Source organism: Shimia aestuarii, from assembly GCF_022814865.1.
Classification (GTDB): Bacteria; Pseudomonadota; Alphaproteobacteria; order Rhodobacterales; family Rhodobacteraceae; genus Shimia; species Shimia aestuarii_A.
Genome location: NZ_JAKVRD010000007.1, coordinates 64,261 through 80,418 on the forward strand (window position 1 = coordinate 64,261; position 16,158 = coordinate 80,418).

At 62.5% G+C, this 16,158-nt stretch carries 17 protein-coding genes and 1 tRNA gene; 6 read left to right on the plus strand and 12 right to left on the minus strand.

The window, feature by feature from the left end:
• Positions 1 to 21: 21 nt before the first annotated feature.
• From MK745_RS09045 to MK745_RS09060, 4 genes are all read right to left on the minus strand, one after another.
• Positions 22 to 107 (minus strand) — tRNA-Leu (locus MK745_RS09045).
• Positions 108 to 168: 61 nt separating this feature from the next.
• Positions 169 to 1,521, minus strand: coding sequence for a TRAP transporter large permease (locus tag MK745_RS09050; RefSeq protein WP_243612967.1), 1,353 nt, complete (start codon positions 1,519 to 1,521; stop codon positions 169 to 171).
• A complete protein-coding gene (locus MK745_RS09055; protein WP_243612968.1) occupies positions 1,518 to 2,102 on the minus strand; it encodes a TRAP transporter small permease in 585 nt (194 codons plus the stop codon). Before MK745_RS09055 ends, MK745_RS09050 begins: the two co-directional genes overlap by 4 nt.
• Before the next feature lies 1 nt (position 2,103).
• Positions 2,104 to 3,357: a flavin-dependent oxidoreductase gene (locus tag MK745_RS09060; RefSeq protein WP_243612969.1), complete on the minus strand. Its 1,254-nt coding sequence runs from the start codon at positions 3,355 to 3,357 to the stop codon at positions 2,104 to 2,106.
• 184 nt (positions 3,358 to 3,541) lie between these two features.
• On the opposite strand from MK745_RS09060, the gene MK745_RS09065 reads away from it, so the two are divergent.
• Positions 3,542 to 4,120, plus strand: coding sequence for a YqaA family protein (locus MK745_RS09065; RefSeq protein WP_243612970.1), 579 nt, complete (start codon positions 3,542 to 3,544; stop codon positions 4,118 to 4,120).
• On the plus strand, positions 4,117 to 4,587 hold the full coding sequence (locus MK745_RS09070; protein ID WP_243612971.1) for a disulfide bond formation protein B: 471 nt from the start codon (positions 4,117 to 4,119) through the stop codon (positions 4,585 to 4,587). The genes MK745_RS09065 and MK745_RS09070 overlap by 4 nt, the downstream gene beginning before the upstream one ends.
• A 5-nt stretch (positions 4,588 to 4,592) precedes the next feature.
• Here the strand turns inward: MK745_RS09070 and MK745_RS09075 are convergent, their stop codons facing one another.
• On the minus strand, positions 4,593 to 5,018 hold the full coding sequence (locus MK745_RS09075; RefSeq protein WP_243612972.1) for an Lrp/AsnC family transcriptional regulator: 426 nt from the start codon (positions 5,016 to 5,018) through the stop codon (positions 4,593 to 4,595).
• Between the two features lie 118 nt (positions 5,019 to 5,136).
• Here MK745_RS09075 and rocF point away from each other — a divergent pair, with 118 nt between their 5' ends.
• Both rocF and MK745_RS09085 read left to right on the plus strand, forming a co-directional pair.
• A complete protein-coding gene (gene rocF, locus MK745_RS09080) occupies positions 5,137 to 6,063 on the plus strand; it encodes an arginase (RefSeq protein WP_243612973.1) in 927 nt (308 codons plus the stop codon).
• Positions 6,060 to 7,106 (plus strand): ornithine cyclodeaminase, encoded by a 1,047-nt coding sequence (locus tag MK745_RS09085; RefSeq protein WP_243612974.1) that lies wholly within the window; start codon positions 6,060 to 6,062, stop codon positions 7,104 to 7,106. The genes rocF and MK745_RS09085 overlap by 4 nt, the downstream gene beginning before the upstream one ends.
• On the opposite strand, the gene MK745_RS09090 is transcribed toward MK745_RS09085, so the two are convergent.
• The gene (locus tag MK745_RS09090; protein ID WP_243612975.1) at positions 7,103 to 8,074 is read right to left on the minus strand and encodes a sodium-dependent bicarbonate transport family permease; all 972 of its coding nucleotides are present in this window, start codon (positions 8,072 to 8,074) and stop codon (positions 7,103 to 7,105) included. The two genes, MK745_RS09085 and MK745_RS09090, sit on opposite strands and share 4 nt — an antisense overlap.
• Before the next feature lie 109 nt (positions 8,075 to 8,183).
• On the opposite strand from MK745_RS09090, the gene MK745_RS09095 reads away from it, so the two are divergent.
• The gene (locus MK745_RS09095) at positions 8,184 to 9,092 is read left to right on the plus strand and encodes a hydrogen peroxide-inducible genes activator (RefSeq protein WP_243612976.1); all 909 of its coding nucleotides are present in this window, start codon (positions 8,184 to 8,186) and stop codon (positions 9,090 to 9,092) included.
• Here the strand turns inward: MK745_RS09095 and MK745_RS09100 are convergent, their stop codons facing one another.
• The 4 genes from MK745_RS09100 to MK745_RS09115 form a co-directional block, all read right to left on the minus strand.
• Positions 9,093 to 9,677 (minus strand): HNH endonuclease, encoded by a 585-nt coding sequence (locus MK745_RS09100; RefSeq protein WP_243612977.1) that lies wholly within the window; start codon positions 9,675 to 9,677, stop codon positions 9,093 to 9,095. It lies immediately after the preceding gene.
• Positions 9,678 to 9,918: 241 nt separating this feature from the next.
• Positions 9,919 to 11,568, minus strand: a complete 1,650-nt coding sequence (locus MK745_RS09105) for a hypothetical protein (protein WP_243612978.1) — start codon at positions 11,566 to 11,568, stop codon at positions 9,919 to 9,921.
• A 134-nt stretch (positions 11,569 to 11,702) separates the two neighbouring features.
• Positions 11,703 to 12,368, minus strand: coding sequence for an alpha/beta hydrolase (locus MK745_RS09110; protein WP_243612979.1), 666 nt, complete (start codon positions 12,366 to 12,368; stop codon positions 11,703 to 11,705).
• Positions 12,365 to 12,997, minus strand: a complete 633-nt coding sequence (locus tag MK745_RS09115) for a DNA-3-methyladenine glycosylase family protein (protein WP_243612980.1) — start codon at positions 12,995 to 12,997, stop codon at positions 12,365 to 12,367. Before MK745_RS09115 ends, MK745_RS09110 begins: the two co-directional genes overlap by 4 nt.
• Positions 12,998 to 13,055: 58 nt before the next feature.
• On the opposite strand from MK745_RS09115, the gene MK745_RS09120 reads away from it, so the two are divergent.
• On the plus strand, positions 13,056 to 14,264 hold the full coding sequence (locus MK745_RS09120) for an MFS transporter (RefSeq protein WP_243612981.1): 1,209 nt from the start codon (positions 13,056 to 13,058) through the stop codon (positions 14,262 to 14,264).
• 134 nt (positions 14,265 to 14,398) lie between these two features.
• Here the strand turns inward: MK745_RS09120 and MK745_RS09125 are convergent, their stop codons facing one another.
• Both MK745_RS09125 and MK745_RS09130 read right to left on the minus strand, forming a co-directional pair.
• Entirely contained in the window at positions 14,399 to 15,175 is a 777-nt protein-coding gene (locus MK745_RS09125; protein ID WP_243612982.1) for a squalene/phytoene synthase family protein, read from the minus strand.
• On the minus strand, positions 15,172 to 16,152 hold the full coding sequence (locus MK745_RS09130) for an alpha/beta hydrolase (protein WP_243612983.1): 981 nt from the start codon (positions 16,150 to 16,152) through the stop codon (positions 15,172 to 15,174). The genes MK745_RS09125 and MK745_RS09130 overlap by 4 nt, the downstream gene beginning before the upstream one ends.
• Positions 16,153 to 16,158: the final 6 nt, after the last annotated feature.

Genomic DNA, 16,158 nt, shown 5'->3' on the forward strand with positions numbered 1-16,158 from the left:
AGTCCCGCCTATTCTCAGTGGTGGTGCCCAAGGTGGGACTCGAACCCACACGATGTTGCCATCGGGGGATTTTGAATCCCCTGCGTCTACCATTCCGCCACTTGGGCCTTGTCCCTGATCTAGCCGGGAGCGCGCGGAGGGTCCAGCCCCAAAAAGCGCCGGACCCTATCAAAACATAATCTGTACGAGCCAGAGCGTGATTGGCGGAAACGCGACGAGCAAAAGCACCCGCACAAGGTCAGAGGCGATGAACGGTGCGACGCCGGCATAGGTCCGCGTGATCGGGATATCGGGCGCCACGCCGTTGATGATAAAAAGATTCATCCCCACGGGCGGCGTGATGAGCCCGACCTCCACCACGATCAGCGCCAGCACCCCGAACCAGATCGCGGTTTCCTCAGGCGTCAGCCCGAAATCAAGCACCTCAATCACCGGCAGGAAGATCGGCACCGACAAGAGGATCATCGACAGCGAATCCATGACACAGCCAAAGACGAGATAGGCCAGAAGCATCACCGCAAGCACAATGAGCGGCGACAGATCGGCAAGCTGCACCCAATCGGCCAGCAATGCGGGCGCGCGCGTCAGGGCAAGAAAACCTTTGAAAAGCTCCGCCCCAAGCAGGATCAGAAAGATCATCGCCGTGGCCTTGGCCGTCTCGAGGATCGACTCCCAAAGACCCGCCCAAGACAGGCGACGCCCGATCACCCCATAAAGCGTTGTCGCCACCGCCCCAAAGGCCGCGGCCTCATTCGGGGTAAAGAGGGCCTGTGCGCCGGGTTTGACCCAGTTCCAATCGCCGACGATCCCGCCCATGGTCAGGCCAAAGATCGCCAGAACCGGCCATGTGGCGGCCAGCGTCTTGAGCCGCGCCTTCATCGGAACGGAGGGCGCGGTATCCGCCGATCCGGGCCGCAACCTGACATAGAGTGCCACCGTAATCATATAGCCAAGCGCCGCGAGAAGACCTGGAATGAGCGCCGCCATGAACATCTTGACGATGTTCTGCTCGGCCATGATCGCATAGATGACAAGGATGACACTCGGCGGGATCAGGATACCAAGCGTGCCGCCCGCCGCGAGAACCCCGCTAGAAAGCGCATCGGAATAGCCGCGCTTGCGCATTTCCGGCAGCGCCACCTGCCCCATCGTCGAGGCCGTGGCCAAAGACGAGCCACAGATCGCGCCGAACCCCGCGCAGGCCCCGACCGAGGCCATCGCCACACCGCCACGCAGATGGCCAAGCCAATCGCTCGCCGCACGAAACAGGGCCGAGGACATGCCTGTCCGCGTCGCCACCTGCCCCATGAGGAGGAAGAGCGGCACGATGGAGAGGCCTTGGTTGGAGAAAGTTTCGTAGCTCATGGTCTTGAGCTGGGCCATCGGCGCATTGGCCGTACCCATAATAAACCACGTACCAAAGAACCCGGTCATCGCCATGGCAATGGCAATCGGCACCCTGAGGAAAATGCCAAGAAGCATGAGGCCAAAGGCCGAAAGAGCCAACTCAATCCCGGTCATACCGCATCCTCTCGGCCCGTGGCGCACCAGTTGAGGCTCCGCCAGACCGTATAAAGCGAGACCAGCGCGAAGAGCGTCGCCCCCAGAAGCGCAAAGCCATAAGGAATCCAGACCGGGATTTCCAATTCATAGGTGGTTTCAGGGTAGAACGGCTTATAGCCCATGGAAAGCGCCTCGCGCAGCGCATCGCTGCCATAGGGGAATTTCTCGGCAAAACCGAACCAGAGCTGGCGCAGGATCACCAGTGCCGCGAGCGTGATCAGAACATCCCCAAGCAGCCCCATCAACGCCCGCGCCCGCGCCGGGAAATGATCAGTGAGGATGTCGACCGTGACGTGGCCGCGTTTAAGTTGGCAATAGGGAAGAAAGGAAAACACCGCCAGCGCACAGCCATTGGCGACAAGTTCGTAGTCCCCCGGCACCGGCTGAAGACCATAGCCAACCCCGGCCCGCCCGATGATCGACACCACGGTCATGGCCGAGATCGCAAGCAGGACCAAGCCGCCGCCATAGGCCATGACCCTTGCAAGCATATCAATGACGCGGCCCATGCGTTTCTCAAGACGGGGGGCGAAATACATATCAGGGCTCCAGAAGCGGACCGCGCGCGTTCAGCGCGGCAATATCCATGCCTGCGATCTTCTTGTATCCGGATGCAAGCTCTTGCCGTTCGGAAAGCGGCATCACGGTTTCAATATCGTCAAACCCGTCCGGCGCGCGCGCCTCCACGATGTCGAGAACCTTGTCCGGACCGTCGCCGCGATTGCGCAGGACGAGCGCATTGACCGTCTCGCGGCGCGCCTCCTCATAGGATTTGAGCGCCGCTTGCGTGGCCCCATGCGCCTTGATCTCGCGGGCCAGGATGCGCGCATCGATGATCCCCTGGCTCGCCCCATTCGAGCCGATCGGATACATCGCATGCGCCGCATCCCCGAGAAGCGTCAGCGGTCCAAAGCTCCATTGCGGCAGCGGGTTGCGATCCACCATCGGGAATTCATAGATCGCCTCGGCATCGCGGATGATTTGCGGCACGTCGAGCCAGTCAAAGGTCCAATCCTCGAACGCCGGCAGAAAATCCTCGAGCTTACCGGGGCGATTCCAGTCCTGTTTGCGCCAATCGTAATCCTCGGGCATGGTCAGATCCGCGATCCAGTTCAACAGGCTGCCGCCGTCTTCTGTATCGCCGATTGGATAGATGACGAACTTGCACCGTTTCACGCCCGCCATCGCCATCGACCGTCCCGTCAGGAACCGCGGCCCCTTGGTCACGCCGCGCCACATCATCGTGCCGCCCCAATGGGCCGGACCCTCGTCCGGATATTGCCCGGCGCGTAGGACCGAGTTAATCCCATCTGCCGCGATAAGAAGGCTCCCCTCCTCTGCGCCAAGCGCCGTCCCGGTCTTGCGATCTTCGAGACTGACCAACACGCCGGTCTCCGTTTCCTGCCATCCCGTGACCGCATGGCCCATCTTCACCACGTCGGCCCCGCAGCGTTCGATCAACGTCTCCAGAAGGAGCATCTGCAAACCGCCGCGATGGATCGAGAACTGTGGCCAATGATAGCCCGCATCCATACCGCGCGGCTCGGACCAGATCAGTTTGCCCTGACGCGAGAAATAAGCGACCTCTTCGGTGCGCAGCCCCACCTTATCGAGCCCATCCTCAAGCCCCATCTCGATCAATTCGCGCGTCGCATGCGGTTGCAGGTTGATACCGACGCCAAGCGGCTTGATCTCGCGCACCGCCTCGTAAATCCGGAACGGCACACCGATCTGGTGCAAGGAAAGGCCAAGGCTCAGACCGGCAATCCCGGCGCCTGCAATCAATACGGTCATCTGTCTCTTGGTCTCCGGCCATCCCACGAATGCTTGGACAGTGGATTCCTTTACCCATCGCCAGAGGTCAACCCCTTATCCTGTCGCGGTTGTGATGTGACTTCGCCGAAAACAAAGATTCGGGGCTTGAATTTCGCGGCCAATTGCGGCCCAAGAGAGGAAACCAACCGGGATCCGCGCCGATATGCTCAATTCGCTTTATCAATGGACGCTTCGCCTTGCCGATCATCCCCGCGCGCTCTGGGCGCTGGCCCTGATCAGTTTCGTCGAAAGCTCCTTCTTCCCGATCCCGCCCGATGTCCTGATGATCCCGATGATCCTGGCACGACCCTCGCGCGCGTGGCTGATCGCGACCGTTGCGCTCGTCGCCTCGGTGCTTGGCGGTTTGCTGGGCTATGCAATCGGAGCCTTTGCCTTTGAACAGATCGGCCAACCGATCCTGACCAGCCTCGGCAAAGCCGACGCCGTGGCCGAGTTCAACACCCGGTTCAACGATTTCGGCTTCTGGGCCGTGCTCGCTGCCGGGGTGACGCCCTTCCCGTTCAAGGTCATCACCATCATGTCGGGGTGGACGGGCATGCCGCTCGCGACCTTCGTTGTGACCTCGATCCTCGCCCGCGGCCTGCGCTTCTTCATCGTCGCCGCGCTCTTGTGGAAATATGGCGCACCGATCCGAGACTTCATCGAGAAGCGCCTCGGCCTGATGGCAACGCTCTTTGTCCTGCTGCTTTTTGGCGGCTTCTTCGTCACGAGGTATCTATGACCCGTTCGTTTCTGACCCTGCTCCTGACCGCATTCTCCGTGCTCTCGATCCTCGGGGCTTGGGGGTTTCAGTTCATCGGCGGGCTTGATCCTTGCGCCATGTGCTTCTGGCAACGCTATCCGCACTGGGCCGCCGCCGGCTTCGGGCTCCTGATGCTTGCGATGCACAAACGCCTTTTCGCACTGCTTGCCGCCCTTTCCACCTTCACCACCGCCGCCATCGGCGCCTACCATTCCGGCGTCGAGCGCAAATGGTGGGATGGCCCGGCGAGCTGTACCGGGCGTGGGCTCACGAATGACGGCTCGGGCAATCTCCTCGATTTCGCCAATGCCAAACCGCCCGCGCTTTGCGATGAAATCCCGTGGGAAATGTTCGGCGTCACCATGGCGAATCTGAACGCCATCGGCTCTTTCGTCGTGGCGCTTCTATGGATCTACGTCGCCTTCATGCCCAAAGACGCCCGCTAGATTCTTCACCCCGCCTTGCGCGTCGACAAGAGGAGGCTCGTCTCGCTCGTCGCGACGCCTTCGAACTTGCGGATGCGCGCCAGAACCGCATCCAGCGCCTCGAGCGTGTCCGTGCCAATCTCCACGATCAGATCCCAACGCCCATTGGTCGAATGAATAGCGCGTACCTCCGGCAGACCGCCAAGCTGGCGGGTGATCCGCTCTGCGCCGCGCCCCTCGATCCCGATCATCATCAGGCCCCGCACCGAGTCACGATGCGCATCCTGACGCAGCACAACCGTAAACCCCACAATGTCGCCCCGCGCCCGAAGCCGCTCGATCCGTCCCCGTACCGTGGTGCGTGACACCCCGAGCAAGAGCGCAAGATCCGAAAGAGAGGCCCGTGCATCATGCCGTAGAGCCGAAACAAGCTTGCGATCCAGATCATCCATTTTGGCGCAACCCACCTCCGTTATGTCAGGTTGAGGCCCAGTTTGCGCAAAATGTCGGCTGTTATTCAACCCATTTCGCACGCATCTTCGCGTCAGACCCGGAAAATGGAAACGCGACATGACCACCAAACCCATTCATCTGATCGGGGTGCCTATGGATTGCGGCAAGCGGCGACGCGGCTGTCTCATGGGGCCCGACGCCTATCGCACCGCAGGCCTCTCCGAGAGCCTCATCGACCTAGGCCATACCGTCACCGACACAGGCAATGTTCAGCCCGGCGCTTTTGCTCCCGAGGCCAAAGACACCCATCTGCACGCGCTCAATGAGACCGTCGCCTGGACCCGCGCGCTACAGAAAAGCGCCGAGGCGGCGATGGCCGACGGTTTGCCGATTTTCATGGGCGGCGACCATGCGCTCTCCGCTGGCACGGTGAGCGGAGTCGCGGCTCATGCGGCGCGCGAAGGCCGTCCGCAATTCGTGCTCTGGCTGGATGCCCATACCGATTTTCACACCCCCGGCAGCACGGATTCCGGCAATCTCCACGGCACCCCGGTCGCCTATATCAGTGGTCAGAAAGGTTTCGACGCCTTCCCGCCCCTGCCCGCTGCCGTGCCAGAAGAGAACATCTGCCTCCTCGGGCTGCGCTCGGTCGACCGCGCCGAACGTGCCGCGATCGAAAAGACGGGAATCCACGCCCATGACATGCGCGAGATTGATGAGCACGGCATCGCCCGTCCCCTCGCCGCCTTCCTCGACCGCGTCGCAGCAGCCAAGGGTATGCTGCATGTGAGCCTCGATGTGGACTTTCTCGACCCCGATGTGGCCCCTGCCGTCGGCACGACCGTTCCCGGCGGCGCTACGGTGCGCGAGGCGCATCTGGTGATGGAAATGCTCTATGACAGCGGGTTGATGACCTCTCTCGACCTCGTGGAATTGAACCCTTTCCTCGATACCCGCGGCCGCACCGCCAAACTCATGGTGGACCTCGCCGCGTCGGCCCTTGGCCGCAACATCTTTGACCGCGTGACCCGGAGCTACTCATGATCCAACCCTCTCACAAAGCCCTCGTCCCCTTCGTCAGCGTCGAAAACATGATGCGCCTCGTGCATCATGTCGGCCTTGAGAAGATGCTCACCGACCTCGCCGCCTATATCGAGGACGATTTCCGCCGATGGGAGCTTTTCGACAAGACCCCGCGCGTCGCCTCGCATTCCGATGTCGGCGTGATCGAATTGATGCCGACCTCGGATGGCGAGGCCTATGGCTTCAAATACGTGAACGGCCACCCCAAGAACACCTCCGAAGGGCTTCAGACCGTGACCGCCTTTGGCCTGCTTGCCAATGTCTATACCGGTTACCCAACGCTCCTTACGGAGATGACGCTGTTGACCGCACTGCGCACCGCCGCCACCTCAGCAATGGTCGCCAAGCATCTGGCGCCAAAGGGGTCTTCGACCATGGCCATGATCGGCAACGGGGCGCAGTCCGAGTTCCAGAGCCTCGCCATGAAGGCCATCGTCGGCATCGACACCGTGCGCCTCTTTGACCGCGATCCAAAGGCGACCGAGAAATGCGCAGCGAACCTCGAAGGCACCGGCCTCACCGTGATCCGCTGCACCTCGCCGGAAGAAGCCATCGAGGGCGCGCAGATCCTCACCACCTGCACCGCCGACAAGCAATATGCCACCATTCTCAGCGACAACATGGTCGGCGCCGGCGTGCATATCAATGCCATCGGCGGCGACTGTCCGGGCAAGACGGAACTGGCCAAGGGCATCCTCGAGCGCTCTGACGTCTTCGTCGAATACCCGCCTCAGACCCGCATTGAGGGCGAGATCCAACAGATGCCCGAGGACTTTGCCGTGACCGAGCTTTGGGAAGTCATCACCGGCGCGAAACAAGGCCGCCGCGATGCGCGCCAGATCACGCTCTTTGACGGGGTCGGCTTTGCCATCGAGGATTTCTCGGCCCTGCGCTACGTGCGCGACACGGTGCTCGAGACCCCGTTTCACCAGGATCTCGATCTTCTTGCCGATCCCGACGATCCGCGCGATCTCTTCGGGATGCTGACCCGCGCGGCGGGCTAGGCCACCATCGCCGCCAGCCATGCATAGAGCGGCAGGCCAAGCGTCAGGTTGAACGGGAAGGTGATCCCGAGCGAGGCGGAGAGGTAGACCCCCGCCTTCGCCTCGGGCAAGGCAATGCGCATGGCGGCGGGCACGGCGATATAGGAGGCCGACGCCGCCAGCGTCATCATCAGGAACACGCCCCCCTGCGACAGGCCGATGGCCACCCCCGCGCCGAGGCCGAGGACGCTGCCGATCACCGGCATGAGACAGCCGAAGGCAAAGAGCCCGAGGCTCAGTTCGCTGCGATGGCTGAGAAGGCTGCGCCCTGCCGAAAGGCCCATGTCGAGGAGGAAAAGGCAAAGTACGCCGGTAAAGGGCACGACGATGAATTCATCAACCTGTTCAAGTCCCGGCTTGCCCGTCACCGCGCCGATCACGAAGGCCCCGACAAGAAGAACGATAGAACCGTTGGCAAGGATATCGCGCAAGAGCGTCGCGTCGAGCTTGGTGCCCGGGCGGCTCCGCGCCGCGAGCCAGAGCGCCGAGAGGATCGCCGGAACCTCCATCACCGCGGCCACCGCCACGATGTAGCTCTCCGAGGAAATCCCTTGTGTTTCCAGAAGGTTCGACGCCGTCACGAAAGTCACGATGGAGATCGAGCCATAGTGCCCGGCAACCGCCGCCGCATCGAGCTGACCAAGCCGCGTGAGCGCGCGCAGGAGGATATAGGCGAGGAACGGCATCAGGAGCGAGAGCACCGCCCCCGCAAAGAGCGTCGCGATGAGCTTGCCAGAGGCCCCGGACTCGGAGACACCCACACCGCCTTTGAAGCCGATGGCAAAGAGGAGGTAGATCGACATGACCTTCGCCGCGCCCACGGGAATCGAAAGGTCGCTGCGCATGACCGCCGCCACGAGGCCGAGCGCGAAGAAAAGGATTGTCGGAACGAGAAGATTGTCCGCCAGCATGGTCAGGGCCGTATCCATCACGGGCCTCCTTATTTTTCGTTATTTCACTGGGCTGGCGGTATGGCTTGAACCAAATCATATCTCCAATATATTGTTTCAACGATTTTGATAGTTTTGGACTATGTAAATGCGCCCAACCCTGCGCCAGCTTCAATATCTCGTCGAAGTCGCGGATTGCGGGCGTTTCGGACTCGCCGCCGAGCGGCTCAATATCAGCCAGCCAAGCCTCTCGACCCAGATCGGAGAGGCCGAGGCCGATCTCGGCGCGCGGGTCTTCAACCGGGGGCGCCACGGCGCGACACTGACCGAGGCCGGGGTCGAGATCGTGCGCCGGGCGCGGCGCATCCTGAACGAGATGGAAGACCTGCGCGCCTCCGTGACGGGCGACGGGATTTTTGACGGGCGCCTGCGCCTCGGCGTGCTGCCGTCCATCGGCCCCTACCTCCTGCCCGGCGTGGTGCGTGAATTGCACCGCGACCACCCGAGTTTTCGCCTCGTGATCCGCGAGGAGGCCACGACGGATCTTGAGCAGGGACTGCGCGCGGGACGGCTCGACATGATCCTGTCCACGCCAGAGGATCACCCCGGCACGCTTCAGACGCCGCTCTTTCACGAAAGCCTCTGGGCCGCGCTCGCCCCGGATGACCCGCTTGCCGCAACTGACGCGCCTCTCGCCCCCGACGCGCTCGCCGGGCGCAGCCTGCTGACCATCGGGCCGCGCCATCGTCTCTCCGGGATCGTCGCGGAGCTCGCCGCGCAGGCCAATGCCCATGTGCCGGATGAGTATGAAGGCACGAGCCTCGCCGCGATCCGTATCATGGCGGCGGCGGGAAATGGGGTCGCGGTCCTCCCCCGGCTCTATGCCGCCGCCGAGGCGCGCCGGATCGGCGATACCGTCATGCGCCGGATCGACGCCCCGCGCACGCAGCGCACGATCGCCCTGATCCAGCCCGCCGCGTTCGAACCCCGCCCCGGCACCGACATCCTCGCCGGCGCGCTGTCGCGCGAGGCCAACCGCCTCATGGATGATCTCTGATCACGCCTCAAGCTCGGCATCCCAGTAGAGAAAGTCGAGCCAGCTTTCGTGCAGGTAGCCCGGCGGAAAGCGCCGCCCCATATTGCGCAGCTCTTCTGAGGCTGGCTGCCGGGGCGGCTTGCGCAGGTGCATCCCTGCCTGACGCAAGGATTTTGACCCCTTGCGCAGGTTGCAGGGACTACAGGCTGCAACCACGTTCTGCCAGCTCGTGACCCCGCCCGCCGCGCGCGGCACCACATGGTCAAAGGTCAAATCGCCCTTCGCGCCGCAATACTGACAGCGGAATTCATCCCTCAGAAACAAATTAAAGCGCGTGAAGGCCACGCGCTTTTGGGGTTTGACATAGTCTTTGAGGACGACGACGCTCGGGATCCTGATCTCGGTCGAGGGGCTTCGCACGACCGCATCATATTCCGCCACGATATCGACCCTGTCCATGAACGCCGCCTTGACCGCATCCTGCCAAGGCCAAAGAGAGAGGGGGTAATAAGAAAGCGGCCTGTAGTCCGCATTGAGCACAAGCGCCGGGTGCTGACGCATCCCCGCCGGTTGCCGTGTGAATTCTGTCCTGAAATCGCCGTCCATTGTTCCGAGTCGCCCTTCGCCTCGCCTGCCCAGTCTCATGGCACCGAGGCGGGCGAACCCGCCCCTGCCTGTACCCACTATATCTCGTGGCAAGCATCTGACAAGCCTCATGATATATGCGGATGACAACAGGGATAGAGTGTGTCCGTAACGCCCATATGACAGGCAGACGCGCAGAAAAAAGGCCGACACCCCAAGGGCATCGGCCTACGATCTGTGGCTTTGCGTCGTCGAAAGGGCTCTAACGGAACCCGCGCGCGTCAAGCGCCAGCGTGATACCAAGCGATACGCGCACATCCGATTGCCCGATCATCGACCCAAGCGCTTCGCTGCCAATGGCATTCGTCGCCGAAAGATCGATGCTCGCACTGCTGTTCTTCGGATAATAGCGCAGGCCCGTCGCCCACACAGTGCGCTGTCCTGCACTGACCGGTGTCACTTCGCCGATGACCTCAAGGCCCGGCGCGATCTCATAGTTCACACCAAGACCGAGACCATAGTACTCTTTCGAGCTAAAGGCAGCCGCCTTCGGACTTGCCATAAGGGCGAGTTTCGGGCTCGCCTTATACATCATCGGCATCGCAATGAAGAACGTCCCATTCTTCGACCCGGACCGATCACGACCCAACTTCGCCAGCATCGAGAGAGAGAACGGGCTACCGTTGTTCTGATCCATGAAGCGCAGCTTCAGACCCAGCGCATAGCTTGCGGCGCGGCTCGGGATCGTGCCAACCGGCACCGAGCCGTCATTGGCAAATTTCTCATAGCTGACATCGATTTGCCCGTCATAGTCGGGGCTGAACTGAAGCTCGCCAGCATAGGCGCCATCCGATCCGCCGCTCGCGCGCCCAACGAATATCCCGGGCGTGAGCGTATCCGCGGATGCAAGGGTAAAGCCGTCGCGCTGCAAATGGCGTTGCCGCATGGTCAGCGGTTCGGCTGCAAGACCGCGGTAGTTCGGCCGATAGGCCGGACCGCGCCCCGGCGTATAGGTCATGGTCGCACCAACCATAAACTGATCGCCATCGGGGAACATGGTCATGATCCGCGTCGCGGGAGACACCCCAAGCCCGTTGGTCACAAAAACATCAAGCGCCCCTTTGGGAGAGATGTTGAACCGCGCCCCAAGTGTTAGAACCGGTTTCTTCTCAATCGCGCCCGCGCTCGAGATCGAATTGCCTCCCGAGAGCGGAACATTCACCGCCCCATAGGTGGTCCAACGCAGCGACGGTTTATAACTAAACCCAGCCCCGAGGCTCGCCACCGTGCCATAGAACGGCAGCCCGCCAATCGTATCGGGCAGCGCGCTGACCCCCGGCGTCACATGAAGTTGCAACGCATCGGACACAGAATAGCTCACCGGTACGTGCAGCGAACCCACCACATGCGAATTGCTCGCCGCAGTTGGGATGCCGAAATAGGGAGAGCGGAAGATGAACTGCTCGACCGAGCCTTGCACAGCCACTTTCCAAGGGCCGGATTCGACAAGGCCAACCTTGCCCTCAAGGCTCGTGGTGTGGAACCGAATCTGCGAGGTCACACCGCCAATCGGTGACACGGGCGGATCATGAAACTCCGAGTGTCCGATCCCGATCTGGAACCGGGGACTAACCGCATAGGTCACACCGCCGTAATAGGTCTGGTTCGCGGTGCCAACTGCGGCCTTGCCCGGCGCGGTCTGGTGCGATCCAACCCAAAGCCGAAGCGTGCCAGCCGGCAAAAGGTTCGCGGTGGTGAAATTGACAAAGCGATCCGGATGCATCTCGACGGGGGTGCGCAATCCGGTCCCTTGGGCCGCAACCGCCCCCGCGGTCATCACGAGCCCCGCTGCGAGGCCGAAAAGCCTCTTGTTGTTGGACGGTTTGAAAGGCGTTTTGGTAAATACGGTCACGGGTTTCTCCGGTCCTGAAATGGGCGCATCTGCCCCATCTATAGGCCATTGCGCGTGGCGCACGAAACCCAAAATGCCCCGCCGACGCAATCCCGCCGAGGAACACGATGGGCCGTGCATAAATGTCACGCGCTTCAGAGGCTAAGCTTGTCGCGCATGAAGGCAAGCGCCACCGAAAGACCGTCCGGTGCAATACCGTGGCCAGTGCCTTTCATGATATGGGCGTAGACATCGGTCCACCCGGCCTTTTGAAGTGCCTCTGCCGCCTCCGGCAAGGACTGTACCGGCACCACATCATCGGCATCCCCATGCACAAGAAGCACCGGAGGACGGCAAAGCGCCTCATCCTCAAGCGTTTCCGGCGCAAGAAGCCGCCCGGAGAAAGCCACGATCCCCGCCACCGGGTCTTCCCGACGCGGAGCGACATGCAGGCTCATCATCGTGCCTTGGCTGAACCCGAACAGGACAACCTGCTCTGGCAGCACGTCCTCGTCGACCATTACACCATCGAGATAGGCATTGAGATCGTCGATCGCCGCCCGCATCCCGCGCTCGCTTTCTTCTTCCGACGAGCCGTCGATCCACGGGATCGGAAACCACTGGAACCCGAACGGCACCCCGGCACAGCTTTCCGGCGCATCCGGCGCAAGGAAAAGCGTGTCCGGCAAATGCTCGGCCAGCGGATCAGCAAGCCCGAGAAGGTCCGCCCCATTGGCGCCATAGCCATGCAGGAAAATCACCACCGAACGGGTGGTGCCCGATTGCGGCTCCTTGCGGCCACTGGTCAAAACACGAGTCATCTGATCCCTTCCCTGTCCTTTGCATGATGGTAGTAAGCCCACAAAAGCCGCGCTGCAACCGCCCGCCACGGTGCCCAGCCCTCGGCCAGCTCGCGAAAGGCGCGTTCCTTGGGGCGTTCGTCAAGCGCAAAGAGAACCCGCGCCGATTCCTGAAGCGCAAGATCGCCCGGCGCGAACACATCCGCCCGCCCAAGCGAGAACATCGCGTAGATCTCTGCCGTCCACACACCGATCCCGCTCACCTGCGTGAGGGTCGCGATCACCTCTGCATTCGGAGCATCTCGCAACCCTTTGAAATCAATGCGCGCTTCAGCCAAAGCACGGGCATAGCGCACCTTCTGACGACTCAGGCCACAGGCCCGCAACGCGTCATCGCTCGCCCACATGATCTTGCGCGGCCCGGTCAGACGCGCCGCCCGCATCCGCTGCCAGATCGCCTCCGCCGCCGCCACGCTGACCTGCTGGCTCACGATCGCGCTCAGAAGCGGCTCGAACCCGTCCTTCTTGCGCCGAAGCGGCAAGCTCCCGGTCACGGCAAGCGCCTCGGCAAAGCGTGGCTCTTGCGCAGCAAGCCACGCCGCCCCTTCCGCCACGCAGGCATCGCTCTCGATAATCCGTCCGACCGTCATCTCATTCGCCCCCGCGTCCCGCTGGACGCGCTTCACATATCAAGCTAACGCTTTGTCCATGATTCATACCGTAGACGATAGCACCGCCAAACGCAGCGTGATTGTGCTGGTCCTGGCACAGGCTTTTCTCGGCGCCCAGATGCCGATGATCTTCACCATTGGCGGCCTCGCCGGGCAATCGCTCGCCTCCAATCCCTGCTTCGCAACTCTGCCGATCTCGCTGATCGTCATCGGCTCCATGCTTGCCGCGACACCGGTCTCGATGATCATGCAGAAATATGGCCGCCGCGCGGGCTTCATGCTCGGGGCGATGGGCGGGGCGATCGGTGCGGCCATCGGCGCCTACGGCCTCTACCTCAACTCCTTCACCGTCTTCCTCATCGGCAGCCTGTTTACCGGCATCTACATGAGCGCGCAGGGTTTCTACCGCTTCGCCGCCGCCGATACTGCCTCCGACGCCTTCCGTCCCAAGGCGATTTCCTATGTTATGGCCGGGGGCCTCGCCGCCGCCATCATCGGCCCACAACTGGTCAAGGTCACAAGCCAGTCGATGGTGATTCCCTTCCTTGGCACCTACCTCACCGTGATCGCCATCAACGTGGTCGGCTCCGCGCTCTTTCTTTTCATCCACATCCCCCGCCCTCAAGCCCCAAGCGCCGATGCCCCCTATGGCCGTAGCCGCTGGGAACTCATCACCACGCCGCGCATTGCCGTGGCCGTGATCTGTGCCATGGTCTCCTACGCGCTGATGAACCTGGTGATGACCTCAACACCGCTCGCAGTCGTCGGCTGTGGCTTTGAGGAAGGCATGGCTGCGGATATCGTCTCGGCCCACGTGCTGGCGATGTATATCCCCTCCTTCTTTACCGGCCACCTGATCGCCCGCTTCGGCACCGAGAAGATCGTCGCCCTCGGCCTGCTGATCCTCGCCGGGGCCGGGGTCGTCGCTCTGCAAGGCGTGGAGCTCGAAAACTTCTTCATCGCTCTGATCCTCCTGGGCGTGGGCTGGAACTTCGGCTTCATCGGCGCAACCGCCATGCTCGCCGGGGCGCATGAGCCGCATGAACGCGGCCGCATGCAGGGCCTCAACGATCTTCTCGTCTTCGGCGGCGTCACCATGGCCTCGCTCGCCTCGGGCGGCTTGATGAACTGCTCCGGCGGCACGGCAGAGGTCGGCTGGACCTCGGTGAACCTTGCCATGGCCCCGTTCCTGATGCTCGCAGGCGGCGCGCTGATCTGGCTCGTGCTGCGCCCCAAGGAAGACTGAGCAGGGCCTTTTCCTCTTGCCGAAAATATCCCGGGGTGAGCGTTGCTTTTGCTCCGGCAAAAGCAAGGTGAGGGGCTGGCCCCTTCCTCGCGCCAAAGGCGCTCATCCTGTGCGCGCCCTCGGGCGCGCGCCGCTTACCAACGGCCCGTGAGCGCCCGACGCATCAACCCGGCCTTGCGCGCAAATTCGCTCGCCGCCAAGTCGCCCGACGCCACACGGCCCGGGGCTTCAATCGCCCGACGCAGCACGCCTTCAGCCTGCCAACCCGCCAACAACGCCTGACCAGCCGCGCGCGACACCGCGCCACGCTGCGCCCGCGCTGCCAATAGTCGCGCAAGCGCTTCGCGGGCAAGCTCCGCAACCGCCTCGGGGCGCCCATCGACAAGCGGGAAACATCCCCGCCCCTCAAGGTCAGGGATCGCCAAAAGCCAATTGGCCACACCAACCCCATAGGAGAAATCGCGCACGACACGCTCTTGCGCTGCGCCAAGCGCGCGCGCCGCGACCCCAAAAAGCCCGCCGGTCGTGGCGTCGATATGCGCGGCAAAGGCAGCCTCATCCTCGAACGGCTCGCGGTAAAGATCCCAACGCCGCGCTTCTACGGCCGCATCAAGCACCGCCGCGCCTTCTGGGTCGAGCCATGCGGCAAGCGGCGTCACAACCTCGTGGCGCCGCACCCTGCCGCCGCTGCCGATCTCCTCGAGCGCATCGCGCCACCATTGCAGGCGCATCTCGCCGATCATCGCTTCCTGCGTGACCCACGGCGCGCGCGCGATCTCGATGGCAAAGGCATGTAGCGGGAAAAGCACCTCGCGCGCCGCCGGATTCGCGGCCATCGTGGCAAGGAACCGATCCGGATCACCCTTCTGCACGATCAGCGCGCAAGCCCCAAGATCGTCCCCTGCGCTCATGACAAAAAGCCCCGGATCAACTCTGCGGTGCGCGCCGCGTCAACCACGCCGAGATGCGTCACCCCGTCGAGCACATGGTACTGCCCGCTGTCATTGACCGGCGCAAGAAGCGGCTCATAGCCTTGCGCAACAAAGCTCTCGTCATCCTTACCTACGACCAAAAGGAATTCGGGCAACGCGGCTGCATCCGCAAGATAGTCTCCGCGCGGCGCATAGGATTGGTTCAAGCGCCAGGAATAGGCCAGCGTCGCCTCGTTCCCGCGCTCCCCCTCACGGATGGCTTTCGGCATGGCAAACTGAATCACCGTCAGATGGTCGAGCGCGTGAATGCCCGCTGTATTCAGCATCGACAGGCCAATAATCCGCCGCAAGAGCACATGCGCCCACCCGCCGGATTTCGCCCGCGTCGTGGGCGCGTTGTGCTTGAGGAAAGGCGCGAGCAAAACCGCCTTGTCGATCATCCCGCCATGCGCGCCGCCTGCAAACCGCACGACAAGCCCGCCGCCAGAACTATGACCGAGAAGGACAACCTCCTGCCCCGGCTTGCGTTTGGCTGCGATCAGATCGGCCAGATCGTCCTCCAACTGGCCCATATAGGCGATATCACCGCGCATCCCCGGCCCGTTGAAATGGCCACGTAGATTGACCGCCAAGACATCCGCCGCCCCCTCGAGCCGCGCCGCAAGACCGGCGAATTGCCCGCCATGCCAGCCCGATCCATGCACCATGACCACAAGCGGCACATCTTGGCGCGATGCGGGCAACGACCAGGCGCTGAGTGTCTCGCCATCGCGCGCCTCGACCTGATCAAGCACCATTTCGGCGCGCGGCCTGTCGGCTGTCACATCATCAAAGCTCATCTTCCCCGCCGGGAGATCCTCTGGATCAACGGGCCTCTGCGACAGGATAAGAACGATCGGAATGATCGCGGTAATTGCGATCGAAATCAGGAGGAATTTCAAAATCGAAAAAAACAAAAACAA